20 protein-coding genes and 2 pseudogenes are annotated in these 26,476 nt (G+C 36.0%); 15 read left to right on the top strand and 7 right to left on the bottom strand.

Going from position 1 to position 26,476, the window contains the following annotated elements:
• The 8 genes from CCC20_RS01815 (at position 1) to CCC20_RS01780 (ending at position 10,250) form a co-directional block, all read left to right on the top strand.
• Complete coding sequence (locus CCC20_RS01815) at positions 1-954, top strand: ABC transporter permease (protein WP_010730293.1); 954 nt, start codon at positions 1-3, stop codon at positions 952-954.
• Positions 955-1,485: 531 nt separating this feature from the next.
• Entirely contained in the window at positions 1,486-1,710 is a 225-nt protein-coding gene (locus CCC20_RS01810; RefSeq protein ID WP_010730292.1) for a helix-turn-helix domain-containing protein, read from the top strand.
• A gap of 459 nt (positions 1,711-2,169) precedes the next feature.
• On the top strand, positions 2,170-3,924 hold the full coding sequence (locus CCC20_RS01805; protein ID WP_144356929.1) for a recombinase family protein: 1,755 nt from the start codon (positions 2,170-2,172) through the stop codon (positions 3,922-3,924).
• A 672-nt stretch (positions 3,925-4,596) separates the two neighbouring features.
• Complete coding sequence (locus CCC20_RS01800; protein WP_058692336.1) at positions 4,597-5,115, top strand: ClbS/DfsB family four-helix bundle protein; 519 nt, start codon at positions 4,597-4,599, stop codon at positions 5,113-5,115.
• Positions 5,116-5,763: 648 nt separating this feature from the next.
• The gene (locus tag CCC20_RS01795; protein ID WP_003065516.1) at positions 5,764-5,991 is read left to right on the top strand and encodes a hypothetical protein; all 228 of its coding nucleotides are present in this window, start codon (positions 5,764-5,766) and stop codon (positions 5,989-5,991) included.
• Between the two features lies 1 nt (position 5,992).
• Positions 5,993-6,820: a MurR/RpiR family transcriptional regulator gene (locus CCC20_RS01790; RefSeq protein ID WP_013852040.1), complete on the top strand. Its 828-nt coding sequence runs from the start codon at positions 5,993-5,995 to the stop codon at positions 6,818-6,820.
• A gap of 143 nt (positions 6,821-6,963) precedes the next feature.
• On the top strand, positions 6,964-8,844 hold the full coding sequence (locus CCC20_RS01785) for a beta-glucoside-specific PTS transporter subunit IIABC (protein ID WP_270620202.1): 1,881 nt from the start codon (positions 6,964-6,966) through the stop codon (positions 8,842-8,844).
• A 5-nt stretch (positions 8,845-8,849) separates the two neighbouring features.
• Complete coding sequence (locus CCC20_RS01780) at positions 8,850-10,250, top strand: 6-phospho-beta-glucosidase (RefSeq protein WP_013852038.1); 1,401 nt, start codon at positions 8,850-8,852, stop codon at positions 10,248-10,250.
• A 124-nt stretch (positions 10,251-10,374) separates the two neighbouring features.
• Here the strand turns inward: CCC20_RS01780 and CCC20_RS01775 are convergent.
• A pseudogene (locus CCC20_RS01775) lies at positions 10,375-10,665 on the bottom strand (DUF5960 family protein).
• Positions 10,652-10,945: pseudogene (locus CCC20_RS01770) on the bottom strand (hypothetical protein). Before CCC20_RS01770 ends, CCC20_RS01775 begins: the two co-directional pseudogenes overlap by 14 nt.
• 737 nt (positions 10,946-11,682) lie before the next feature.
• Here CCC20_RS01770 and CCC20_RS01765 point away from each other — a divergent pair.
• The 5 genes from CCC20_RS01765 (at position 11,683) to CCC20_RS01745 (ending at position 16,228) form a co-directional block, all read left to right on the top strand.
• On the top strand, positions 11,683-13,329 hold the full coding sequence (locus CCC20_RS01765; RefSeq protein WP_003065508.1) for a peptide ABC transporter substrate-binding protein: 1,647 nt from the start codon (positions 11,683-11,685) through the stop codon (positions 13,327-13,329).
• Between the two features lie 124 nt (positions 13,330-13,453).
• Positions 13,454-14,182, top strand: a complete 729-nt coding sequence (locus CCC20_RS01760; RefSeq protein ID WP_117575002.1) for a pseudouridine synthase — start codon at positions 13,454-13,456, stop codon at positions 14,180-14,182.
• Between the two features lie 81 nt (positions 14,183-14,263).
• Positions 14,264-14,392, top strand: a complete 129-nt coding sequence (locus CCC20_RS01755) for a DUF4044 domain-containing protein (RefSeq protein WP_003065505.1) — start codon at positions 14,264-14,266, stop codon at positions 14,390-14,392.
• A gap of 85 nt (positions 14,393-14,477) precedes the next feature.
• Complete coding sequence (obgE, locus tag CCC20_RS01750; protein WP_003065504.1) at positions 14,478-15,791, top strand: GTPase ObgE; 1,314 nt, start codon at positions 14,478-14,480, stop codon at positions 15,789-15,791.
• Between the two features lie 254 nt (positions 15,792-16,045).
• Complete coding sequence (locus tag CCC20_RS01745) at positions 16,046-16,228, top strand: hypothetical protein (protein WP_003065502.1); 183 nt, start codon at positions 16,046-16,048, stop codon at positions 16,226-16,228.
• A 127-nt stretch (positions 16,229-16,355) separates the two neighbouring features.
• Here CCC20_RS01745 and CCC20_RS01740 read toward each other — a convergent pair whose 3' ends face one another.
• From CCC20_RS01740 to CCC20_RS01730, 3 genes are all read right to left on the bottom strand, one after another.
• Complete coding sequence (locus CCC20_RS01740) at positions 16,356-17,855, bottom strand: ATP-binding cassette domain-containing protein (RefSeq protein ID WP_287178737.1); 1,500 nt, start codon at positions 17,853-17,855, stop codon at positions 16,356-16,358.
• A gap of 526 nt (positions 17,856-18,381) precedes the next feature.
• Positions 18,382-19,122 carry an amino acid ABC transporter ATP-binding protein gene (locus CCC20_RS01735; RefSeq protein ID WP_013852036.1) on the bottom strand — a complete coding sequence of 247 codons (741 nt, stop codon included), beginning with the start codon at positions 19,120-19,122 and terminating at the stop codon, positions 18,382-18,384.
• Complete coding sequence (locus CCC20_RS01730) at positions 19,122-21,341, bottom strand: ABC transporter substrate-binding protein/permease (RefSeq protein WP_013852035.1); 2,220 nt, start codon at positions 21,339-21,341, stop codon at positions 19,122-19,124. The genes CCC20_RS01735 and CCC20_RS01730 overlap by 1 nt, the downstream gene beginning before the upstream one ends.
• Before the next feature lie 188 nt (positions 21,342-21,529).
• On the opposite strand from CCC20_RS01730, the gene uvrB reads away from it, so the two are divergent.
• Entirely contained in the window at positions 21,530-23,521 is a 1,992-nt protein-coding gene (gene uvrB, locus CCC20_RS01725) for an excinuclease ABC subunit UvrB (RefSeq protein WP_003065493.1), read from the top strand.
• A gap of 91 nt (positions 23,522-23,612) precedes the next feature.
• On the top strand, positions 23,613-24,077 hold the full coding sequence (locus tag CCC20_RS01720; protein WP_003065491.1) for an 8-oxo-dGTP diphosphatase: 465 nt from the start codon (positions 23,613-23,615) through the stop codon (positions 24,075-24,077).
• Positions 24,078-24,190: 113 nt separating this feature from the next.
• Here CCC20_RS01720 and CCC20_RS01715 read toward each other — a convergent pair whose 3' ends face one another.
• Both CCC20_RS01715 and CCC20_RS01710 read right to left on the bottom strand, forming a co-directional pair.
• Positions 24,191-25,027, bottom strand: coding sequence for a sugar ABC transporter permease (locus tag CCC20_RS01715; RefSeq protein ID WP_003065489.1), 837 nt, complete (start codon positions 25,025-25,027; stop codon positions 24,191-24,193).
• Positions 25,027-26,394 carry a carbohydrate ABC transporter permease gene (locus CCC20_RS01710; protein WP_285394216.1) on the bottom strand — a complete coding sequence of 456 codons (1,368 nt, stop codon included), beginning with the start codon at positions 26,392-26,394 and terminating at the stop codon, positions 25,027-25,029. The genes CCC20_RS01715 and CCC20_RS01710 overlap by 1 nt, the downstream gene beginning before the upstream one ends.
• Positions 26,395-26,476: the final 82 nt, after the last annotated feature.

Genomic DNA, 26,476 nt, shown 5'->3' with positions numbered 1-26,476 from the left:
ATGAAATTTATAATCTTAAGAAATAACTTGCAACGTTTTTTGAAAGAAAAATCATATATTCTTATATCTTTTTTACTAGTTTTTGTAACTATTGCAGCAACATCATTTGTTGTAACAATGAAAAGTCAAAAAGTAAAAATCGGTGTAACAAAAAATGCAATTGAACTATTGGAGATGAGCAATAATAACATTTCTGTCAAAGAAGTAGAAAGGGATGAAGATTATTATGTTAATTTAATAATGGGTAAGTACGATGCATATATTAATAAAGAGGATGGAAAATATAAAGTAACTACAGTAAGAAATTCAACTTTAGGTAAGAAATTAAGTCAGTATTTAAATAAAGGAAAATCTTTAACTGCTCCTACTTCTAGCGGTCATAATCATTATAAAATTATTATTACTGTTATGGCTATGAGTTCTATGATACTATCATTAATACTGTATAGATTCTATTTTGATGATAGAAATGGTCTAGATAAACGAATCTATCTAAGCGGAGTATCAAACTTTTCTTATGTTCTACAGCAGGTAATGTTTAATTTTCTAATTTTATCTATTACGAATTTATTAAGCAGCTTAATTTTACTCCCATTGTTTGATCTTGATATATCGTGGAACTTAGTACTATATATCCTCCTAATTGAGGTATTTTCAGCAAACTTTGGAATGGTTTTATCCACCTTGACTAAAAAAAATCAAGGGGCGCTATTAATAGGAACAATGGTATCTGTTCTGACTATGCTTCTTTCGGGTGCATTATTCTCTGTAAAAATAGGTTCTATACAAGATAAGATACATTATATTTTTCCTCAGTATTATATTTCAAATTTAGGAAAAAATATTGATGGCCACTCAACTAATTTGACTCAATCGATTACAGTCATTGTAGGATATACACTTTTGTTTTTCCTAATTGCAAATTATATGCAAAAACAAAAAGTAGATGAATGATATATTTAAACTGATATTTAACTAATCGTGGATAGAATAATGTTTTACCATGATTTTAGCTACAGTATATTTTAATCTTGGTATTATACGAGTCTGCAAAATAGGCGATAATTGCTAGCAGATTCCATATTGTGGGAAATCTGTCTTAGTGAGATAGGTGCTAATATTCATCAATTCTTTTCTGAGAACTGCTATAGTAACAAAGGTAAAAAAAGCGTGTCTCATCATTCTCATTGGTTATCTGTTAAATCTGTTGGATAAGGTTTTGGCATTATGGGAAAATTATATAGTTTTAGTATATTCAGTTTATCTTTTATTTCTTTTTAACTAGGTTTGCCGTACTAATCTAATATCAGTGCAACTTTAATCTTGTTATCTTGTTACATTTAAATTTTTGGGTTGGTAATCTAAAATAGATTACGGAATCATTTTATTAGTCTTTAGTTTGTAATAAAATAATATTGTCATATTATGACAAATTTCGAGATTTTTTCTCAAAGTGACATATACTTTTTCTTAGGAGAAAGCTAGATGTACCAACGTATAAGAGATTTGAGAGAGGATCATGATTTCACTCAAAGGTTTGTTGCAAATTTACTTTCCTTTTCTCATACAAATTATGCAAAAATTGAGAGAGGAGAGGTTGCCTTAACGGCAGATGTTCTTGTGCAACTTTCTAAACTCTATAACGTTAGTACAGATTATCTATTAGGGTTAACAGATTGTCCAGATAGGATAAAACATAAAATAAAATAGTCTCTCCTTGATTTGTTCATTGACAATTGAATAAACCGAGGTGGGACTTTCTTATTTGTCGAGCAATTTAGTGAGATACGCCGTGATAGGAGCGAAAATTATTAGCTATAAAATAGAGTGGTTCTCTATCTGCCATGACCACAAATAAGGACAATGATACTTCTGAACGTTCAGGCTGCCAACGTAAAAGGACAGCGGGTGAGATGCCCATGAGTGGTTTAACCAATCATACCCACGGAGGAGATAATTGAGTATCACGTTATCAGGAGGAAAAATTTTGGAACAAACAGTTGTAAAATATAGTCTGCAGTTATCAATGCTTAATTTTTTATACTCTAAAGAATTGTTGTCTAAAAATGAATATGAAAAAATCAGAAGCAGACTGCGTATTAAGTACACAAAATAGCTGACCTTTTTATTTGAACGCGGTAATATAGAATCAAAAGGAGGAATTTCAGTATGAAAAAAAATAATGTTGAAATAATAAAAGCTGATTCTTTAGTTCGACGTAGAGGTGTCAATGTAGAAAGACATTTAAAAAGGGTTGCTGCTTATTGCCGAGTGAGTTCTGATAGTGAGGATCAGAAGAACAGTTATGAATCTCAGGTGAGACATTATAAAGATTACATTTCTCAGCGTTCAGATTGGGAACTCGCTGATATCTATGCAGATGAGGGGATTTCAGGAACTCAAGTAGGAAAGAGAAAAGATTTTCAACGCTTAATCAATGATTGTGTAAATGGAGAAATTGATTATATTGTAACAAAAGCAATTGCTAGATTTGCAAGAAACACCTTAGATACTTTGAAGTATGTCAGAATGTTAAAGGATATGCAAATTGGAGTTTATTTTGAGGAAGAGAATATTGATACCCTTACTATGGATGGAGAATTACTTCTAACCATTCTTAGCTCTGTTGCACAGCAAGAAGTAGAAAATACATCTGCACATGTGAAAAAGGGATTAAAAATGAAGATGCAACGTGGTGAACTGATAGGGTTTCAAGGTTGCTTGGGGTATGACTATGATATAGAAACCAAACAACTTTCTATCAATAAAAAAGAAGCAAAAATAGTCCGTTATATCTTTAAAAGGTACTTAGAAGGTATTGGAGGGAAAGTTATAGCAAGGGAACTTGATGAACTAGGTTACAAATCTCCGAGAGGATTAGATCATTGGAATGATACAACAGTCTTAGGAATCATAAAGAATGAAAAATATAAAGGCGATATTCTAATGGGAAAAACTTTTACAGTGGATCCAATAAGCAAGAGACGTTTAAGTAATTTTGGTGAAGAAGATAAGTACTACATCAAAGATAACCATGAACCTATAATATCTAAAGAAGACTTTGAGAAAGCTCAGGAGATTAGGTTGCGTAGGGCAGGAAATAAAAAGACAGTTGCGAATGTAAATGGAAAACGTGAACGCTATTCAAAAATGTATGCTTTTAGTAGTATGTTAGAATGTGGCTTTTGTGGTTCATTATTGTCTAGGAGAAGTTGGCACTGTCGTTCAGATTATCGAAAAGTTGTGTGGCATTGTGTTACTTCGATAAAAAAAGGGAAAAAATACTGTAAACATAGTAAAGGATTAGAGGAACTGGCTATTGAGGGAGCTTTCATGGAAGCTTACAGACAACTCTATCATTCGAATGAAAATATAGTGTCAGATTTACTTGAAACGATTGAATCTGAATTAAATGACAATAGCCTCAACAAGGAACTAAAAAAGATTACTAATAAGCTTCGTATTTTACTAAAAAAAGAGGAGAATCTTGTAAATTTAAAACTAGAAGGGAAAATAAGTGATTCTATTTATAATGAAAAATATAATGAGCTCTCCTTAGAAAAAGAATATCTTGCAGAAGAAAAAGTAAATGTTGAAATAACATTGAAGTCAGAAATTGATGTTAAGAAAAGACTAGCTGAGTTTAAACAATTACTATCTTCACAAAAAATGCTCACTGAGTTTGATCGTACAGTTTTTGAGAGTATCGTTGAGAAAATTATTGTAGGTGGTGTTAATAGCGATGGTGAAATTGATCCTGCAATGTTAACCATAATTTTCAAAACAGGAGAAACTCAAAATAAGGATGGCAAACAATTCAAAAGTAAACGTAAAAATGCTAAACTAGAACCAGATAAATTGTGTCCTCAAAACTGTGACGAGGACAAAAAATTGTATTCTCAAGGAATAGACAACACACGTTGAGGCAATATCACTGCTTGTACGAGTTGGTGGAACAGCGAAGTAGAAGCAGTGATACTGCCCATGCGATAATTGTCGTAGAATGAGGAGTTAACGACGAAATGAGACGGTAACAGCGAACCGTTGAGTGCGTAGCTCTACTTGTAAAATTCTAGAAACCTTTGAATGAAAGGGATAATGAAAAGCCTTGATAGCAAGGCTTTTTGTCGTATGGAGAAGAAGTATCAGAGTAAGAATCCAAGTAGAGTGTCTTGATGTGCTAGCGTGATAGGTTATCAATCTATTTCCACAAACCCTGAGAGTATGGACTTGTTTCCACAGAAGAGGAGTTTGTGGAAATGAACATATCCCTTACATTATTACCTAGATGGTCGTTGAAGTTTGAGTTCTATATATTGATACTACATATTTTAAAGTTAGTATTTTTAAATCAGTAAAATAATATCCTTATTTTAAAATTTAGAGAAAAGTAGTATAATAGTAGAAAAGAAGAGAGTTCGTGGATGTTAATAAATATAATCTTGTTTACAATCAGAATATTGCCGAGAATAGTCACTGTCTTTTAAAAGCTTTATTCGTAAAAGGTATAGAAATATAATATTTTTTGAAGAGGTAAAGGAGAAAATAAGATCTGTTTAATTTAGGGTACTGATAAATCAGGATGGAGGTGTTTTTTTGAGAACATATGAAAATAAAGAAGAGCTAAAAAAAGAAATAAGTAAAGCATTTGAGAAATATATTTTGGAATTTGATAATATCCCAGAAAGCCTGAAAGATAAAAGAATTACTGAAGTTGATAGAACTCCAGCCGAAAACCTTTCGTATCAGGTTGGATGGACAAGTTTGGTTCTTAAATGGGAAGAAGATGAAAGAAAGGGGCGCCAAGTAAAAACACCATCGGATGAATTTAAATGGAATCAACTTGGTGAGTTATATCAGTGGTTCACGGATACTTACGCTCATTTATCTCTGCAAGAGTTGAAAGCAAAATTAAATGAAAATATTAATTCTATCTATGCAATGATTGATTCGTTGAGTGAGGAGGAATTATTTGAACCGCATATGAGAAAGTGGGCCGATGAAGCGACTAAAACAGCGACTTGGGAAGTGTATAAGTTTATTCATGTAAATACTGTTGCACCTTTTGGAACTTTCCGAACTAAAATCAGAAAATGGAAGAAAATAGTATTATAAATTATATTTCTTATTGGTTAAAAAATTTCATAAAAATGTTTACCAAAGGCGATAAAAGAAAAAACTATCGTCTTTTTCTTTATAAATTATTAGAACGATTAAAAATCAGAGGAACGATTTCATTCCCCACCAAACCCCCACCAAAGTTTAGGTTTTGGTAGGAAGTTGCTTAATTTTGTAAAAGCAATCCATCTAACGCTCCAGTTAAATGTTTATAAAAAGAAGCAAAAAGCAATTTCATTTTACTTGAGAGAAGGATTTTTAATTATTTCTGAGAATATAGATGATAATACTCAGGAATTAGAATTGTCTATGACATGGACTAATTTGTAATGGAGAATGAGGAATGTCAAAAGACATTAATAGTAGACTGTACATTTAAGAAGTTTTTGAAAGGCTTTACCAAATTTATGCTTCTGCACGTCAAGAAGTATTAGATTTAGTTAATTTATCAGGTACTTTTATTCCGCTTAATATCGATTCCGATAGAGAGGGATTGCTTGACTATTAGATTCTTGTGGCAGAAATTGCAGGGATAATAGTTGGTTTTACTGTATTTACAGTAGATAATTAGCATGGCTATATGTAGATAGGAAATTTATTCGACAAGGGATTGGGACAAGGTTAGTTGATGGTGCTTTCAAGCAGATGAATAATACTATTTCAATTGAAGTTTTAGCAGGAAGTATTCTTGAGCTTACATTTTACAAAAAATTCGAATTTGAAATTGTAAATATAAAGACAGGTCGAATGCCAGGAAATGAAGAGTTTTCAGTTTCCGTAAATGATTTGAGGAGCAGAGTTAGTAAGTCTGAACATATTTTTGTTTTTATATGCTATAATCATCATAGAGCAGTTAATAAGAAAAGAGAATAATATGTTAGTTGATAAATTACAAGAGCAGTCCGATTTGACTCCTCAAGAGCAAGTGGTTGCGTCCTTTATTTTGGAGAACATGAAAATGATTCCCTCCTTTTCTGCTCAAGGATTGGCAGGAAAATCATTTACTAGTAAGGCAACGGTTGTTCGTCTGTGTCAAAAACTAGGCTTTTCTGGGTTCCAAGAGTTCAAATTACAATTGTTAGCAGAATGGCATGAAAAGCAACGACTTGATGCATTATTGTCAAAGGAGCCAATTTCTTCCCATACAAATTTTGAGGATCTCCTAGATATTCTTCCGCAGATTTATGATAAAGCTTTAACCAATACTAGATTTACTTTAAGAAAGCAACAACTTCCAAAACTTATAAATTTTATTGAAAAATCGGATCAGATAATTTTTTTAGGGACTGGTATTTCGTATATCTCAGCACAAGCTGCTGCATTTAAGTTTTCAAATTTAGGGCTACAAGCAACCGCTATGGAATCTCTTAATAAGCATTTTCTTGCACTCAATAAAGATAAGAAAACAGTATTTTTCCTTATCAGCTTTACTGGAAAAAACGAGTCCATTCTTCAGATGGCACGTTATTTAAAACAGGAAGGGTTTTGTCCCATTGTTGGATTAGTTGGTCCTTATTATGAACAATTAAAACCTTACTGTCATGAGATTATAGAATTGCCTAATCGTGAAAGCTTGATTGGTTTGGATGTTGTCAGTAGTAATATCAGCTTGACGTATATTATCGATCTTCTATTTTCAATGTATCTAGCCAAAACATATGATAAACAAGTCAAAGTAAACCTATCTAATCGACCAAAATAAACCACATTGAACCTTTGTTACAGAAAACAAAGGTTTTTTTAAATGATTACTGGACCATTTGTCCAAAATATTGAAATAAAATTGTAAGCGTTATCTGAAGTTGTTATACTAGCTCTGTCAAAAAAGACATTAGGGAGGAAAATATGAAAAACTATCAAGCCTTAGCACAAGATATTGTTGAGCATATCGGTGGAAAAGATAATGTCACAGGACTTGTCCACTGTATCACACGCCTACGCTTTAATTTAGTTGATGAATCAAAAGCAGATGATGATTATCTAAAGGCACTAGATGGCGTTGTAACTGTCATGAAAAGTGGAGGACAGTATCAAGTTGTTATCGGTAACCATGTTGCAGATGTCTATGAAGAAGTTCTGCCTTTGCTGAATATTACAGATTCTAAAGTAAGTGGTCAGCCAGTAAATGTAAAATTATTCGACAGAATGATCGATACGATTTCTGGAATTTTTCAGCCAGTTCTAGGCATTATGGCTGCTTGTGGAATGGTTAAAGGTTTCAATACCTTGTTTGTTACCTTAGGTTTATATGAAAATACTAGTGGTGTCTATCAGATTTTAAATGCTGTTGGAGATGCTATGTTTACCTTTATGCCTCTGTTTCTAGGATATACGGCGGCGAAAAAATTTAAGTTGAAACCAATGCTTGGTTTAGCAATTGGAGCGGCTCTCTGTTATCCAGCGATTCAAGCAAGTAGTTTATCCGCAAATTCAGAAGCTTTGTTTACTCTATTTGAAGGTAGCGTTCTAGCATCACCAGTCTATATCAATTTTCTTGGCATCCCAGTAATTGCGATTGATTATACAGGAACAGTTATTCCTGTTATTCTAGCAGTTTGGTTTGCTTCAAAATGTGAATGGGTATATAATCGTCTCATTCCAGACTTGGTGAAATTCTTCTTTGTGCCAATGTTGACGATGTTAACCGTTATTCCAGTGACTTTATTGGTATTGGGTCCTCTGGCAACATTTGGTTCAACCTTAATTTCTCAATTTACCCTTGCTGTGCGTGACATCAGTCCACTTTTAGCAGGTGCGTTAGTAGGGGCAACTTGGCAAATTCTAATCATTTTTGGTCTTCATTGGGGCTTTATTCCAGTGTATATTAATAACGTGATGACATTGGGTTATGATAATGTCATGATGCCATTCTTTGCTTGTACCTTTGCAACATCGGCGGTAGTGTTGGGCATTTATTGCAAGACTAAAAATCAGAAATTAAAAGAGATGGCTATTCCTAACTTTATATCAGGAATTTTTGGTATTACGGAACCAGCTATTTACGGGATGTTGTTACCATTAAAAAAACCATTTATTATCAGCTGTATCGCAGGAGGAATTGGTGGTGCTTTCTATGGACATTTCAATTTTAGAAAATTTATCATGGGTGGTATGGGAATTTTCGAATTGCCTAATATGATGAATCCAGATGGAAGCATGGGGAATATTATTGTTGCTTTTGTAGGGATTCTTATCTCGATGGTTGTCGGGTTGATCTTAACTTTAATGTTCTATAAAGAAGATGAATTAGTGCAGAATGAGTCAGAAGAAAAAGATACTATTCTTTTAAGCCCTTTAGAGGGAGAAGTCGTTCCACTAGAAAGTATTGAAGACCAAGCTTTTGCTTCTGGAATGCTGGGAAAAGGTTTAGCAATCATTCCAAGTCAAGGAACTTTAAAATCTCCTGTTGATGGTGAGATTATAGCATTATTTCCAACTGGCCATGCCATAGGATTAAAGAGCGATAGTGGAATTGAAATTTTGATTCATATTGGAATGGATACTGTGCAGTTAAATGGTAGAGGCTTTTCAACTAAAGTGACTGCTGGTGAACACGTTCAAAAAGGTCAAGTATTAATAGAATTTGATCAGAAACTTATTCAATCGGAAGGCTACTCGCTGGTAACACCAGTGCTAGTTACAAATTGGGAAGAGTTTTCTGATATGACGATTGAGAATCAACAGGATATCGCATTTGGTCAAAAGATGATCTCTGTTAGAAAGTAGATAGTATGGACAATGAATTTTTATGGGGAGTAGCAACAGCTGCCAATCAATGTGAAGGTGGTATAGAACAACGAGGTAAGGCATTAGTTGATGTTATTCCATTTGGAGAGCAGCGTTTTGGTGTCATGAAAGGTGAAATCTGTCATAACACCCTTCAGAATGATACCTATTTTCCTGGAAGGCAAGCAATCAATATGGCAGAGAACTACGATACAGATATTGATTTATTAATAGAATTAGGAATAAATGCTTATCGGTTATCCTTTTCATGGTCACGTATTTTTCCAAAAGGTAATGAAGATAAACCGAATCCTAGTGGTTTAGCTTTCTATGATAAGATTATTAATAAGCTTTTAGACAATAGTATTGAGCCGATAGTAACTATTTGTCATTTCGACTTACCTCTTTATCTGGTAGAAGAATTTGGCGGATGGGGAGATAGGCAGGTTGTTGATTATTATTTGAATTACTGTGAAGTCTTATTCCAGCATTTTAAAGGACGCATCAAGTATTGGATAACCTTTAATGAAATCAATATGATTTTACATTTACCATTCTTAGCCGCAGGTTTGTATGTATCAGATAAATCTTACCCTCTGGAGTACATTTATCAAGCAGCACACCATCAGTTAATTGCCTCAGCTAAAGCGACTAAGTTAGCTCATGAAATTTCAAAAGAGAATAACATTGGTTGTATGCTAGCAGCTGGAAAGGTTTATTCCTATTCAGCAAATCCAGAAGATGTTTGGTTAGCTTTGGAAAAAGATAGGGAAAACTATTTCTTTACAGATGTTCAAGTCAGGGGAGAGTATCCTACTTATGCACAAAAGTTTTTCAAAAGGAATGACATCAATTTGTTGATTCCTGAGGAGGATTTACTATTACTAAAAGAATACACGGTAGATTATATCAGTTTATCTTATTACAATAGTCGTTGCGTATCAGCTGATGCTTCTTTAGCAACGAATTCGGGGAATTTATTCGCATCTGTTTCAAATCCTTTTTTGGAGACGAGTCAGTGGGGATGGCCAATCGATCCGTTGGGTTTTAGAATCACATTGAATGAATTATATGATCGTTATCAAAAACCTTTGTTCGTTGTAGAAAATGGTTTGGGTGCGATTGATTCTTTGGATGAACATAATGAGATTGATGATACCTATCGTATTAACTATTTATCAGATCATATTACTGCCCTATTAAAGGCAAAAGATGAGGATGGTATTCCTATATTAGGTTATACGATGTGGTCTGGGATTGATATCATTAGTGCAACAGGAGGACAAATGTCGAAACGATACGGTTTGATATATGTAGATATGGATGATCAAGGACAAGGAACCTTGAAACGAATACCAAAAGCTTCTTATCGTTGGTATCGAGAAATGATTAGAGAGAACCGTTAGATAGATAATTAAACCAGCCGAGCAATTCCTTTAGTTGCTTGGTTGTTTCAATTTTAAAGATAAAAATAACCAATAGACCACCGTGTGTTGTTTGGCACGCATGTTAGTATGAGTGAGACTAAAATTAGTCATTATGTATGTTTGTTGTTTGCTTATAGGTATAGCGGCAAATAAGCTGATTTTCATATAAGGTATTTACCTCAAATATAAGTAAGTGATATTGGTTATCCCTAGATTTTTCTTTTTTAGGACAAAGTAATTCTTACGAGATGTTACTATTGTTTTGAGGATATCAGCGGCAGGAAAGTCAATGGAATGTTCATATTGGAGTAGCAGTAGAAGTTACATCCAAAATCTTGGTAGCTCTTACTGTATCCACTTGAGGGTGGTCACGCTGAAACTTAATTTGATTCATAGAGTATCTTTTCGACAAGTTCAATACTAATAATATCTTTCAATTTCAAATCGATATGACCTGTTTGAATTTTTATCAAAATGAAATCTTTTTGTCAGATGTGATATTGTGTCAGTGTAGGAAATACGTTTGTTTTTTTAATTACATGGATGCGTGTGGTCAGTTACTCAGCGTATAGTTCACTGAGGAGTAACAAATGCCTCTCTAGTGACAAACCTGACATGTAAGCTACTTTGTTTGCATCATTAGTAAGTGCTGAAGTATGATGCAGATAGCATATATGGCTTTTTACTTTGGGTGGGGAAGGATTAGAGAAAGAATATTTATTGGGGGTGGGAGTGTAGGTTTGATAGCAGGAGGATTATTTCCCTATTTTTCATTTTAAAACAAAAATTTTCAAATTTTGAAAATAGGTTGAAAGCGCAGTCATGTTAAGATATCATGTATTCAAACCTAGGGAAATTTATATAGGAGGTGCTCTAGATGAGCAACAATAAAGAAACAGCGAAGCAAATTATTCAAATAATTATATCAATCTCTTTTTCTATGCTAAACTAAAGAGATGGAGGTGAGCTTAGGTTTTTACAGATTAAAGACTGTCTTTTGCAAAGTAGCCAAGCAACTATTTCGCAAAAACAAAACGTTGTCATCAATCTAGAGTACTCTTTTCCCCCTCATATGTAAGATTTTGAGAACGAGAGTCGAAATGAAACTGATATTTGATATTAACTTTTCTGATATTATTTGTATGATGAAACAAAAAAACACTTGAAATATTCAAGGTTTTAATATTTATTAAAAATAAAAACGCTAAAACGGCTTAAAAATGCATAAAATGGTGTTTTTATGCATATTTTACCGTTTCCTTCCATAAAAGTATGTAAAATGAGTGAAAAATAAATATAACTAAGTTTTTTGGAAAAATTAATTAATTTACAAATTTTCTGTATTTTTAGAAAATAGTATGTTATAATGGTTAACATACCAAAAGAAAGTTTATGGTAGGAGGATCCCATTATGGAGATTAAAAAATGGAAACGTGTAGGTCTAGGAGCTGTGACCTTGTTATCAACAGTTGTTTTAGCAGCTTGTGGCAATAGCAGTAGTTCATCAGCTTCTTCAAGTGATGAAATCAATTGGTTTATTCCAACTGAAATTAGTACCTTGGATATTTCAAAAGTTACAGATACTTATTCATCAATTGCAATTGGTAACTCAGGAAGTAACCTTCTTCGTCGTGATGAAGATGGCGAGTTACAACCTGATTTGGCTGAAAAAGTAGAAGTATCTGATGATGGCTTGACTTATACAGCAACACTTCGCGATGATCTTAAATGGTCAGATGGAAGTGATTTGACAGCAGAAGACTTTGTCTATAGTTGGCAACGTATTGTTGCCCCAGCAACGGCTTCAGAGTACGCTTACCTTGTATCAGATGCACACGTCTTGAATGCTGAAGAAGTTATTGCAGGAACTAAAAGTGTTGATGAATTGGGTGTCAAAGCTGACGGAAATAAACTTATTTTCACTTTATCTGCTCCGTCACCACAGTTTATGAGCTTGCTTTCATTTGCAAACTTCATGCCACAAAGTAAAGACTTTGTTGAAGAAGCAGGTGATGATTACGGAACAACTTCTGAAAAATCATTGTATTCTGGACCATATACCGTTGAAGATTGGAACGGTACAAACGGAACGTTTACTCTTGTGAAAAACAAATACTATTGGGATGCTAAAGATGTTAAGACTAAGAAAGTAAACATCCAAACGATTAAGAAACCAGATACAGCTGTGCAAATGTATAAAGATGGTGATCTTGATTATGCAAACATCTCAAATACTGAAGCAACATACAAAGCTAATAAAAATCGTGATGATGTTGTTGATGTTCCAGAAGCTACAACAGCCTACATGGTTTATAACCAAACAGGTACTGTGACTGCTTTGAACAACACTAAAATTCGTCAAGCCCTTAACTTGGCAACTGATCGTGAAGGAATTGTCAAAGCTGCGATAGATACTGGTTCAACAGTTGCGACAGCTCTTGCGCCTACGGGTCTTGAAACATTGCCAGATGGTGCTGATTTGGCTGAATACGTTTCTCCAGGTTATAGCTATGATGAAGAAGCAGCAGCTAAACTCTTCAAAGAAGGTTTGGCAGAACTTGGTACTGATTCAGTTACATTGACAATCACGGCTGATTCAGATGCACCAGTTGCAAAAGCTGCAGTTGACTATATCAAAGAAACTTGGGAAAATACTCTTTCAGGTTTGACAGTCGAAGAAAAATTCGTTACTTTCAAACAACGTCTTGAAGATACTAAAAACCAGAACTTTGATGTAGCTCTTGTGCTTTGGGGTGGTGACTATCCAGAAGGTTCTACTTTCTATGGTCTGTTCACTACTAACTCATCTTACAACTACGGTAAATTCTCAAATGCAGATTATGATGCGGCTTACCAAAAAGCAATCACAACAGATGCTTTAGACCCAGCGGCTGCTGCAGACGATTATAAAGCCGCTGAAAAAGCACTTTATGACAATGCGCTTTATAACCCAATCTATTTCCGTAGTGGTAAAGGACTTCAAAATCCAGACCTTAAAGGACTTGTTCGTAGCTCAACTGGTTTATCAGTAGATTTTACTTACGCATATAAAGAATAAATCCAATCAAATTAATGTAAAACAAGGTTCGGGCATTGCCCGCCTTGTTTTCTTTGTGCCTTGAAAAATGATACAATAGATAGGAAATCGTTTAAAAAATGTAAGAATAGGTAAAGGAAAGAAGATGCGTTTAGATAAATTTTTGGTAGAAGCAGGCATAGGATCGCGGACGGAAGTCAAACAACTGCTAAAGAAAAAACAAGTGCTTGTTAATGGTAAAGTAGAAATATCACCTAAAACACAGATTGATGAGAAGGCCGACCAGATTAGGTGTCAGGGGCAGACTCTTTCTTATGAAAAATACGTTTATTATATGTTGAATAAACCAAAAGGTGTGATTTCAGCAACGGAGGATAATCATCATAAAACCGTCTTAGATTTACTCGATAAGACAGCTTGGGATAAGGAAACCTTTCCAATTGGGCGTTTGGATATTGATACGCATGGGCTTTTACTATTAACTAATAACGGTAAGTTAGCGCATGCCATGCTATCTCCTAAAAAACATGTTGATAAAACTTACCGAGCCAAAGTTGCTGGTCTGATGACGACCGCTGATGTGGCAGCTTTTGCCAATGGTATTGACTTGAAAGATTTCACTTGTCAGCCAGCGCAGTTGGTGATTCTTGAAATAAATGAAGCAGAAAGAACAAGTGTTGTTGAAATTACCATTAAAGAGGGAAAATTCCACCAAGTCAAACGCATGGTACAGGCTTGTGGCAAAAAAGTGACAGATCTTCAACGTCTCAGCATGGGGCCACTTCAATTGGATAAGCAATTGGCTCTTGGAGAGTGGCGTCGATTAACAGATGATGAGTTAGCAAGCCTTGAAGAATTTGATGTTGAATTGTAAATTTCTGCAGTAGTTATTTGATTATTTGGGGCAATCATGTTAAGATAATAGTAATAAATTCAATGAGCGAGGTGTATTAAAGTGGCATTTGGTGAAAACGGACCACGTAAAAAAACAGCGTTTGAAAAACTGACTTTAGTAGTTGTTATCTTAATGGTTCTAGTAACCGTAGGTGGTCTTATTGCGACTGCAATTGGTTCAATTATTTAAAGAACGCTGAAGAGGCGTTTTTTTATGCTTTAACCCATCAAACTTTAAAGTAATTTTTACAATAATGAAAGAATAGGAATTAATAATGAGTATGTTTTTAGATACTGCCAAAATTAGCGTAAAAGCTGGTCGTGGTGGTGACGGAATGGTTGCCTTTCGTCGTGAAAAATACGTCCCTAACGGTGGACCTTGGGGCGGTGATGGCGGTAAAGGTGGTTCAGTCATCTTTAAAGTTGACGAAGGGCTTCGTACCTTGATGGACTTCCGTTATAATCGTATTTTTAAAGCCAAATCTGGTGAAAAAGGGATGACAAAGGGAATGCACGGACGTGGTGCGGAGGACCTTATTGTCCGGGTCCCACAAGGGACAACTGTTCGTGATGCGGAAACCAATAAAGTGATTACTGACCTTGTTGAGAATGGTCAAGAATTCGTTGTTGCTCGTGGCGGACGTGGTGGACGTGGTAATATTCGCTTTGCGACACCACGTAACCCAGCACCTGAAATCGCTGAAAATGGTGAACCTGGTGAGGAACGTAACCTTCAATTAGAATTAAAAATCTTGGCTGACGTTGGTTTGGTTGGATTCCCATCAGTTGGTAAATCAACATTGTTGAGTGTTGTGACAGCTGCTAAACCTAAAATTGGTGCTTACCACTTTACAACAATCGTGCCTAATCTTGGAATGGTTCGTACCAAATCAGGTGATAGCTTTGCTATGGCTGACCTTCCAGGGTTGATTGAGGGCGCTTCACAAGGTGTTGGACTAGGTACACAATTCCTTCGCCATATTGAGCGTACACGCGTTATCTTACACGTGATTGATATGTCAGCTAGTGAAGGTCGTGACCCGTATGAAGATTATGTTTCTATTAATAATGAGCTTGAAACCTATAATCTTCGTTTGATGGAACGTCCACAAATCATTGTTGCAAATAAGATGGATATGCCAGAAGCGGAAGAAAACTTGAAAATTTTCAAAGAAAAATTGACAGCGAATTATGATGATTTTGAAGAGATGCCAATGATTTTCCCAATTTCAAGCTTGGCACATCAAGGACTAGAAAATCTAATGGAAGCGACAGCAGAATTACTTGCTAAGACAGATGAATTCTTGCTTTACACTGATGATGACATGATTGACGAAGAAGTTTATTATGGCTTTGCTCCAGATGAACGTCCATTTGAAATTTCACGTGATGACGATGCTGCTTGGGTATTGTCAGGTGAAAAACTTGAAAAACTCTTTGTCATGACGAATATGGAACGTGATGAATCCGTTATGAAATTTGCTCGCCAATTGCGTGGTATGGGGGTTGATGAAGCCCTTCGTGAACGCGGAGCTAAAGACGGAGACATTGTCCGAATCGGAAACTTCGAATTCGAATTTGTGGATTAACCTGCCACTTGTCGTTGATAGCTTAGCTATCTAACGACAAGACAGCAAGCTCTATATGGAGCTTGCCTAGGCATCTTACTAGTTCGAAAATGGTTCATTATCGAAACCATTTTCGAACTAGTAACTTATGTTCCAACGACGTGTTTGATTGCTGTGCTGCTTTGCTTAAATTGGAAGAATTATAAATTTTAAAGATTAATAGGAATTGTGATGATTCACAATTGAGCTTATATTACATTTTACTGGAGGTTCTTATGGGTGATAAACCGATATCTTTTCGAGATAAAGATGGTAATTTTGTATCAGCAGCCGATGTTTGGAATGCTGAAAAGCTAGAAGAACTTTTCAATACCCTTAATCCAAATCGACGTTTGCGCTTGGAGCGTGAAAAATTAGCTAAAGAAAAAGCAGATGAAGCCAAGGATCAAGAATCATAATACTCGCCTTACTTACCTGCATAAAACTCGTTTTTCAATCTCTAAGCTTGTGAAAAAACTGTCCACTGGACTTAACTCGCTTTTCAATTTCTAGACTCGTGAAAAAACTGTCCAGTGGACAGTTTTTTTAATATTTTTGAAGTTCTTTGTCAGTTAATTGATAACGCAGATTAGCAATGTCGTCAATGAATTTTCTATCGTGAGAAACACTGATAATACAGCCGTTAAAATTTCTTAAAAGTTCTCTGATTAATGGCTGACTAGTTGGTGAAAAATGCCTTGTCGGCTCATCAAGAATTAAGATATGATTTTGGGCTAAAACCATACGTGCTAAGAATAGTTTTGCTTTTTGCCCACCTGAAAGTTCAAGGACAGAGTGTTCGATTTCTTGTCTTGTAAATTGAAGGCTGGCAAGGAGTGTTCGAGCTTTTTCGCTGTCTGATACCTGTGTTAAAAATGTTAGAGCGGTCATTTCTTTGCTAAAAACACTATCGTAATCTTGTGGCATATAACCGATTGAAAAATGATTTTTATCTAGCTCTTGGTAAATTTGTGTGAGCAGACGTGTTTTTCCGATACCGTTTCGCCCAGTAATCACCAGTTTATCTTGACCTAAAATGGTTAAACTGACTTTTTGGCCAGTTGATAAATCATGATTGTCCCAAGACAGAAGTTTTTTCTTGTTATCGAGAGGGATAATATCATCGAAAAATAGTTTTATACTATCCATTTCTTCAGGAAAATTGACCATTTTTTCTTTTTCTTTGGCATACCGTTTTTCAAGAGATAAGACATTTTTCATCTTTTTAGCCGCTAATCTCCCCATAGTGCTATCATGAGTATTTCGCACATTGTATTCTGCCGCCTGATGAAGCCGTTGTATTTTAGCATCTCTTTTAGCTTTTATACGGCGGTCGTTTTTGGCTTGTTCCAATTGTTTGGTGTAAGCTTTGTGACGATAAGTCATATAATCTGTGTAACTTCCTGAAAAATAGCTTGCGCGAGCAACTTGACGACGCTTTATTAACTCAAGGTGTAGAATAGCAGTAGCAGTTTTTTCTAGCAGAGCTTCATCATGAGAGATAAAAATAATTGTTTTGTCAGATGATTGAATGAATGCTTGTAAAGTATTAATTGCCTGTGCATCAAGGTCGCTAGAGGGTTCATCTAGTAAGAGTAAATCATTGGTTTCACCAACCAGTTTAGCAAGTTGTAACTTTAATTTTTCTCCACCAGATAAACTTTTCAAACTCTGATTTCTATTTTCTAAGAATTGAATATCCAAATCTAATCGCGCAGCCATTTGGTAAAAAGCATTGAAATCGAAACTAACATAATCTAAATTATCATAAAGAAATTCTGAAACTGTCATCTTTTCTTGTTTTTGTGACAAAGCTTGTGGTAAATACCCAATTTTGGGAAAATGATTATCAATTTTTCCCTCGAGAATACAGTAGTTAGTCATTAATTGCGGAGACAAAATAGCCTTTAAAAGTGTTGACTTCCCAGTACCCTCTTCGCCAATAATAGCTAATTTATCCCCAGAATTGACGATTACATTTAAATCAGAAATAAGCTGTGTTAAGTCTTTAAGATGTGTAATTGTTAAATGATTAATTTGTAGCATAAGAACCTCGCTTTCAATAAAAAACTCTCTACCAAATCAAGTAGAGAGTGAGGCTTTCTATTAATAAAACAAAATAGCACTAATAAAGGCAGAAAATAGCCATCTATTAGCTGAGGAAGTTTATTAAAGAGCACACTAAAAACAAAACTTGATATGGTAGTATCAAAAATTCTGTTCTTAGTTGTTCATTGCTCCTTTTCCTCCTAAATGTTAATTTGATATTAGTTTATCAAAAGGTGCTATAAAAGTCAAAGGTTATAGTAGGTAGTGTTAGCTAAGTGCTGTAATACCTAGCGTAGAAACCTAACAGCTTTAACTTAACCTAGTGAGAAATCTAGTTACCTACGATTTAGTAGGTAACGTAAAAGGTCGAGATGCTTTAGCATCCGACCAATATAAAAAGATTATGACGCAAAACTAGTAGGTTAATATTGAACCTACTCGTTTGCTAATAAGTGAGTTAGCTAAGTGTTATAGCACTTAGCGTAGAAAACAACAGCTTTAGCTGTCAAGTTTTCTTACTCAGTTACACATTCAAGACTTTATCAAGGAAGTCCTTTAGGCGTGGGTGTTGTGGGTTGTCGAAGATTTGTTCTGGTGTGCCGTCTTCGAGGAATTCACCGCCGTCAGTAAAGATAACGCGGTTGGCAACTTTACGAGCAAATCCCATTTCGTGAGTGACGATTAACATTGTCATGCCTTGTTCTGCAAGATTTTTCATAACGTTAAGAACATCTCCGACCATTTCTGGGTCAAGTGCAGAAGTAGGCTCGTCAAAAAGCATGATATCAGGATTCATGGCTAAACTGCGAGCGATAGCCACACGTTGTTTTTGTCCCCCTGATAAGCTTTCGGGTTTTGCGTCACGTTTATCAGCTAAGCCGACTTGTTCAAGAAGTTCCATGGCATGTTTTTCTGCCTCTTCTTTGCTTTCCTTACCTAGTTCGATAGGCGCAAAGGTAATGTTTTCAAGAACTGTCATGTGTGGGAAAAGGTTAAAGTGTTGGAATACCATTCCAATATCCTCACGAACTTTATCGACATCAGTTTTTGGGTCAGAAAGTTCATAACCATCAACGATAACTTTCCCACTTGTGATTGTTTCAAGTAAGTTGAGGGTACGTAGGAATGTTGATTTTCCTGAACCTGAAGGACCAATAATACAAACAACATCACCTTCGTGGAACTGAGTTGTGATTCCTTTTAAGACCTCATTATTTCCATAAGATTTGTGCAAATCTTGTACATCAATTTTTAATTCTGCCATTATTTAAGCCTCTTTTCTAGACGTTTTGCTAAACGTGTCAAAAGGGTAATCATTACAAGGTAGATAACTGCTAGGATAGCATACACACGGAAAGATTGGTAATTACGAGCAATGATAATTTTACCAGTTTGGAAGAGTTCAACAAGACCAATTGCTGATACGATAGTTGTATCTTTCAATGAAATAACGAATTGGTTGATGAAGTTTGGTAGCATTAGGCGAATAGCTTGTGGCAAGATGATTTTTTGCATTGTCTTACCATATGAAATACCCAAGCTACGGCTGGCTTCCATTTGACCTTGAGGAACAGCCTCAATACCACCACGTACGATTTCTGCAATGTAAGCACCGCCGTTAAGCGAAAGCGCAATAGTAGCTGCAACGAAATCGTTAATTGGACTTTGTCTGCCAGTGATGGATTCGAGAAGGTTTGGAATTCCCCAGAAGATAAAGGCAGCTACAATCATCAATGGGATACCACGTACGATGTCAACAAAGACAGCTGAAATAGTACGAAGAACTTTGTTTGGCGCAACAGCCATCATACCAAAGATAATACCAATAACCATAGCAATTGCAAATGAAATCAGTGTTAAGCTAAGTGTTTTTCCTAAACCTGCAAGTAATTGTGAATAGTTATTTTTGAGGAGTCCCCAGATTGTTGTTTCATCAACAGTTGATGAACTTGAGCTTGAACTATCACTTGTATCAAGGTATTTATTGACGATTTCGTCGTATTCGCCAGATTCAACCAAGGCAGCAAGACCGTTGTTGAACATTTCAATCAATTCTGGGTTAGAACCTTTGCTAACGGCAAATCCGTATTCACCGGATTTTTCCCCAGCGATAGGTGTTTCAAAGTCACGTCCTTGTTGGATAGCGTAGAGGAGAACGGCTTCATCATCCATTAAGGCATCAATAGAACCAGAGTTTAAGCTGTCATACATTGTTGAGGCTTCGTCAAAAGCTTTCAAGGTATAACCGTATTCGTCAGCGTGTTCAGATAACCATGTGTAAGATGATGTTCCGTTTTTAGCTCCGACAGTTAAGCCTTTTAAATCACTATAACTTTTAACGCTGCTACCAGATTTTACAGCAAGTAAGATATTTGAAGTGTAGTAAGCATCAGAGAAATCAAAAATTTCCTTACGAGCGTCTGTGATTGACATACCTGCTATGACCGCATCCGCTTGTCCAGCTTGAACCGCGTTAAGCGCAGCATCAAAACCAGGGTTAGAAATTTCAACGTTGAAACCTTGTTGTTCAGCGATAGCTTTAATCAATTCAACGTCGATACCTTCATATTCACCAGAATCATTTTGGTATTCAAATGGTGCGAAAGAAGAGTCCATGACGATTTTGTAAGTACTTTTAACGGGTGTAGCTTTAGCAGAAGCGTCTCCAGTTAATGTTAAGGTACTTGAAGCGGCTGAACTATTAGATGATGAGCTTGTTGAAGAAGATGTATATGAATCACCTAACCATTTTTGCATGATTTGGTCATAAGTACCGTCTTCTTTCATAGCAGCAAGGGCTTCGTTGAATTCATCAATCAAATATTCGTAGCTGCTTCCTTTTTTAACAGCAAAAGCGAAGCTTCCGATTGATTCTGCATCGATATTGATTTCATATGATTTTCCTTGATTGATAGCGTATTGAACAACTGGTGTGTCGTCCATCGCTGCATCAATAGAACCAGAATCAAGGCTGTTATTCATCAAATCGCTAGTATCAAATGTTTTGACAGTATAGCCATATTTATCAGCATGTTCGTCAAGCCAAGTTTGGGCAGCAGTACCATTTTTAACACCGACAGTTTTACCTTTTAATTGGCTATATTTTGAAATGGCTGTGTTACCACTTTTGGTGTAGATAACGATTGAAGTATCATAATAGGTATCAGAGAAAGTAAAGACTTTCTTACGTGCGTCAGTAACGGTTGTTCCTGCCATAAGAGCATCAGCTTGTCCCGCTTGAACAGCGTTTACTGCAGCATCAAAACCAGGGTAAGTTTGTTCGTAGTCCCATCCCTCGCGTTTAGCGACTTCTTTGATGATATCAACATCAATCCCTTTATAAGTTTGGTCTGAATCTTTAAATTCGAATGGGGCATAAGCTGTATCAGATACAATGCTAATTGTGTCTGCCTGAGCTTTGACACCAAACACAAAGAATACAGAGAATATTGCTAGCATAAGAGCTTTCAATTTGTGCTTCATGTTAGTCTCCTTTTGGTTAGAATAGTATTATTATACCAAAATTCAGACATTAAGGCAAATTTAAGAAATATGTGATGTTAGAAAATCTTACATGAAATACTATAATTTTAGCAATAATAGTCTAAAAATCCCTTTTTTACTGACTTGTGTTACAATAAGAGTAACAAATTTCAGTTTTGAGGATTATCATGATAGATAGAGTAGAGAACAATCAATTTAAATTAGTATCAAAATACCAACCGTCTGGAGACCAACCAGAAGCTATTGAGGCTTTGGTCGATAATATTGAAGGTGGGGAAAAAGCTCAAATTCTTCTTGGAGCAACAGGAACTGGTAAGACTTATACGATGAGTCAAGTTATTGCTAAGGTCAACAAACCAACGTTGGTCATTGCTCATAATAAAACTTTGGCTGGGCAACTTTATGGGGAATTTAAAGAATTTTTCCCAGACAATGCTGTTGAATATTTTGTGTCTTATTATGATTACTATCAACCAGAAGCTTATGTGCCTTCTAGCGATACTTATATTGAAAAAGATAGCTCGGTAAATGATGAAATCGATAAATTACGCCATTCAGCAACATCAGCCCTACTAGAACGTAATGACGTTATCGTAGTAGCGTCGGTATCGTGTATCTATGGTTTGGGGTCACCAAAAGAATATGCTGATAGTGTGGTTAGTTTGCGACCTGGGCAAGAAATATCACGTGATCAATTGTTAAACGATTTGGTTGACATTCAATTTGAACGAAATGACATTGATTTTCAACGTGGCCGTTTTCGTGTGCGTGGCGACGTTGTCGAAATTTTCCCAGCCAGTCGTGATGAGCATGCTTTTCGTGTGGAATTTTTTGGTGACGAAATTGACCGTATTCGAGAAATCGAAAGTTTGACAGGTAAAGTTCTTGGTGAGGTGGAACATTTAGCGATTTTCCCTGCTACACACTTCATGACCAATGAGGAACATATGGAGCACGCCATTCACAACATTTTGGAAGAAATGGAAGAGCAGGTCAAGCAGTTTGAGGCAGAAGGAAAGTTGATAGAAGCGCAGCGTATTCGCCAAAGAACAGAATACGATGTTGAAATGCTTCGTGAAATGGGCTATACAAATGGTGTCGAAAATTATTCGCGTCATATGGACGGTCGTTCAGAAGGGGAGCCACCGTTTACCTTACTTGATTTCTTTCCAGAAGATTTCCTTATTATGGTTGATGAAAGTCACATGACCATGGGTCAAATCAAAGGAATGTATAACGGAGACCGTTCGCGTAAGGAAATGCTGGTTAATTATGGTTTTCGTTTGCCAAGTGCGCTTGATAATCGTCCCTTGCGCCGTGAAGAATTTGAAAGTCATGTTCACCAAATTGTTTACGTGTCAGCCACCCCAGGGGATTACGAGCTGGAACAAACTGATACTGTTGTTGAACAAATCATTCGTCCAACTGGTTTACTTGACCCTGAAGTGGAAGTGCGTCCAACCATGGGACAAATGGATGATTTGCTCGGTGAAATCAATAGACGTGCTGAAAAAGGCGAACGCACTTTCATTACAACATTAACTAAGAAAATGGCAGAAGATTTGACCGATTACCTCAAAGAAATGGGGGTCAAAGTCAAGTATATGCATTCAGATATTAAAACGTTGGAACGTACGGAGATCATTCGTGATTTGCGCCTAGGTGTTTTTGATGTCTTGATTGGGATTAATTTGCTTCGTGAAGGAATTGACGTCCCAGAAGTAAGTTTGGTTGCCATTCTTGATGCGGACAAGGAAGGATTCTTGCGCAATGAACGTGGTCTTATTCAAACGATTGGGCGTGCAGCGCGAAACAGCGAGGGGCATGTTATCATGTATGCTGATAAGATTACAGAATCCATGCAAAAAGCCATGGACGAAACTGCGCGTCGTCGTGAAATTCAAATGCGTTACAATGAAGAACATGGTATTATTCCGCAAACAATCAAAAAAGATATTCGCGATTTGATTGCCATTTCGAAAAGTTCTGATACAGATGTCACAGAAGATATTCCAGACTACAATGCTATGACGAAAGCAGAACGTCAAGAGACCATTAAGAAACTTCAAAAACAAATGCAAGAAGCAGCAGAAATGCTTGATTTTGAACTTGCTGCCCAATTGCGTGATATGGTATTAGAATTGAAAGCCTTGGATTAGAATTGAGATTCATGTAAAAGTTCACTTTAGAACACCCTAAAAAACAATTAATATTAAGTATTAGCGTAGAGAATAGAATTCGGAGGAAAATATGTCACGTGCACAGAGTGTGATTTTAACAAATATGTGCTTAATTGAGGATGGTCAGGGAAATGTTGTCATGCAGATTCGTGACCCAAAACGTTATCGTTGGTCTGGTTATGCGCTTCCTGGAGGGCATATTGAGCCACACGAAGGTTTGGTTGAGTCTGTTATTCGTGAAGTTAAGGAAGAAACTGGTTTGACGATTAACGATCCACAATTAGTGGGAATGAAACATTGGTACACTAAAGAAGATGAACGCTACCTTGTTTTCTTATATCGAGCTTCTGACTACGTCGGTGATATTCATTCGACTGACGAGGGCGAAATTAAATGGATTCCTCGCAAGGAATTACCAAAACTAGATTTAGCTTATGATATGCTCAATTTGCTTCGTGTTTTTGAGGAAGATGACCTCAACGAACTCTTTTACCGTGAACGTTTGAAAGATGATTTCTTACGCGAATTTTGGTAAGAAACAAAATTTTCTACTATAATTAATAATGTAGTAAAAATAAAACAGCTTGGAAGAATCGTTCTAAGCTGTTTTTGATAATTAATTTAGAAGGGGAAATGCTTGGTTTTAGATTATTTAACAGAACCGCCTGTAATACCTTCCACGTAGTATTTTTGCATAAACATGAAGAGTAATGTGATTGGAATGGCGATAATAACTGAACCTGCTGTAAATGACATGAACCAATCATTGATGGTATCTTGTTGCAACATTGAGAAGAGTCCAATGGCAACGGTGTATTTACTTGTCGCATCTCCTAAGATAACCTTAGCAAAGATGAAGTCAATCCAAGGTCCGATGAAAGCCATAAGCGCTGTATAAACGATAATTGGTTTTGAAAGAGGAAGTGTGATTTTAAAGAAAATATCAGCGCGTGTTGCTCCATCAATCATGGCAGATTCATCAAGTGAGTAAGGAATTGTATCAAAGAACCCTTTGGCAATATAGAAGCCTAGTGCTGCACCAGCTGAGTAAACCAAGACAAGGGCAAGAAGTGTTTGGTCAAGGTTAAAGGCTTTTAAGATGTAGTAAACGGCAATCATACTCATAAAGCCAGGGAACATATTAAGCACAAGTGCTAGTTTCAAGAAACCGTTGCGGTGTTTAAATTTGATACGACTGAGTGAGTAAGCCATAGCAACCGTGATAAAGGTTGCTATGATACAAGATGCTGTTGCAACTAGCAATGTATTTAAGAACCATTGTCCAAAAGGAAAGGCATCTGATGTGAATAATTTGATATAATTATCCAGCGTCCAAGTTTTTGGAATGAAATAGTTAACATAAGCTGTTCCTTCGCCACGGAAACTTGTAAGGACAACCCAAACAATTGGAAAGAGCCAGATGATTGATAAAACAATCAGTAAAATATAGACAAACGTCAATCTTAATCGTTTTTGGTTTTTCATTATTTCGCAACCCCTTCCTTATAAGAACTTGTTCTTGTGTAAGCTAGAAGACTGAACACGGCAGAAAGAACAAAGATGATGATACCGATAACAGAAGCAAGGTTGTAGTCTGCTGCAGTAACTGTCAAATTGTAAAGCCATGTAACAAGCAAGTCTGTGCTACCAGCTTGATAGAAATTAGAGTTAGTAGGACCACCACCAGTAAGGAGGTAGATAACGTTGAAGTTGTTGATGTTACCGATAAATTGTTGAATCAAGTTCGGCATCATAACCAGTAAAATTTGAGGAAATGTGATTGATTTGAAAATCTGGAATTTGCTTGCTCCGTCAATTTCAGCAGCTTCAATTTGCTCTTGTGGCAAGTTCATGATGATACCAGTAGCAACCAACATTGTTACAGGAATACCAACCCACATGTTAACGATGATAATTGAGAACTTGGCCCAAAGCGGATCAGATAAGAATGGTAATGGATTGGCAGCTGAGACGAGTCCGATTTTTTCAAGAATAGCATTGATTGGACCAGCATCGCGAAGCAAGTTTCTCATGATAAGAAGTGAAATGAATTGTGGCACCGCAATGGTAATAACAAAGATTGTTCGCCACATTTTCTTCAATTTCAAACCTTTAGTATTGATAATAAGAGCTAAAATAATACCAAAGAAGAAGTTTGTTACTGTGGCAAATACTGCCCAAATCAAGGTCCAAGAAAGCACTGGGAAGAATGTTACTGCCATACGACCGTTGAAGATATTACCAAAGTTAGTGAAACCAACCCAATCAAAGAGACTCTTTGGTGGTAGGTGATTGTGGTCATAACTTGTAAATGCCAAACAAATCATGTAAATCAATGGTAAGATGGTAAAGAGCAGAACACCAATCATTGGAATTGCCATCAAAGTCATGTGGAAACGACCATTAGCAAGTGTTTCAAAATCTTCTTTGAACGTTGGAATCTTTTTGTTTTCTTTATCTAGAACATAAAGATTACGCGCACTTTTTAGGTTACACCAGTAAATGTAAGCAAAGACAAGGCAGAAAATCAAGGCTGCTAAACCGAAGATTAGCATTAACATTGAGTTATCACCCTCAACAGCGACTTTCATCTTAATGCCACCAACTGTTTTCTCAACAAGTCCTTGTTCTTGCGTACCCAAAGTGATTAACCCTTGCAAACTCGGAATAATTGAAGTAACAAAAGCAATCAAAAATAGGATTTCTGAAAGTAAGAATAAACATCCCTTAATAATCTGTTTATGATAGAAATTTGAAAATCCCATAATCAGAAATGACAGTTTAGTATCAAAGCCACCTTTTTTGAAAACTTCTTTAACAGGTACACTGTCAAAATATTGTGAATTAATCATACAAAACTCCTTTTACATCATTATTGGAAGTCACTGCTAAAAGTTTTAAGCTTAAATATCTTAGCAATAACTTCTATAATGA

This window comes from Streptococcus sp. LMAG:39, from assembly GCF_008680485.1.
Taxonomy (GTDB): domain Bacteria; phylum Bacillota; class Bacilli; order Lactobacillales; family Streptococcaceae; genus Streptococcus; species Streptococcus pasteurianus.
The sequence above is the reverse complement of the archived record's forward strand: the minus strand, read 5'-3'. Positions and strand labels throughout refer to the sequence as shown.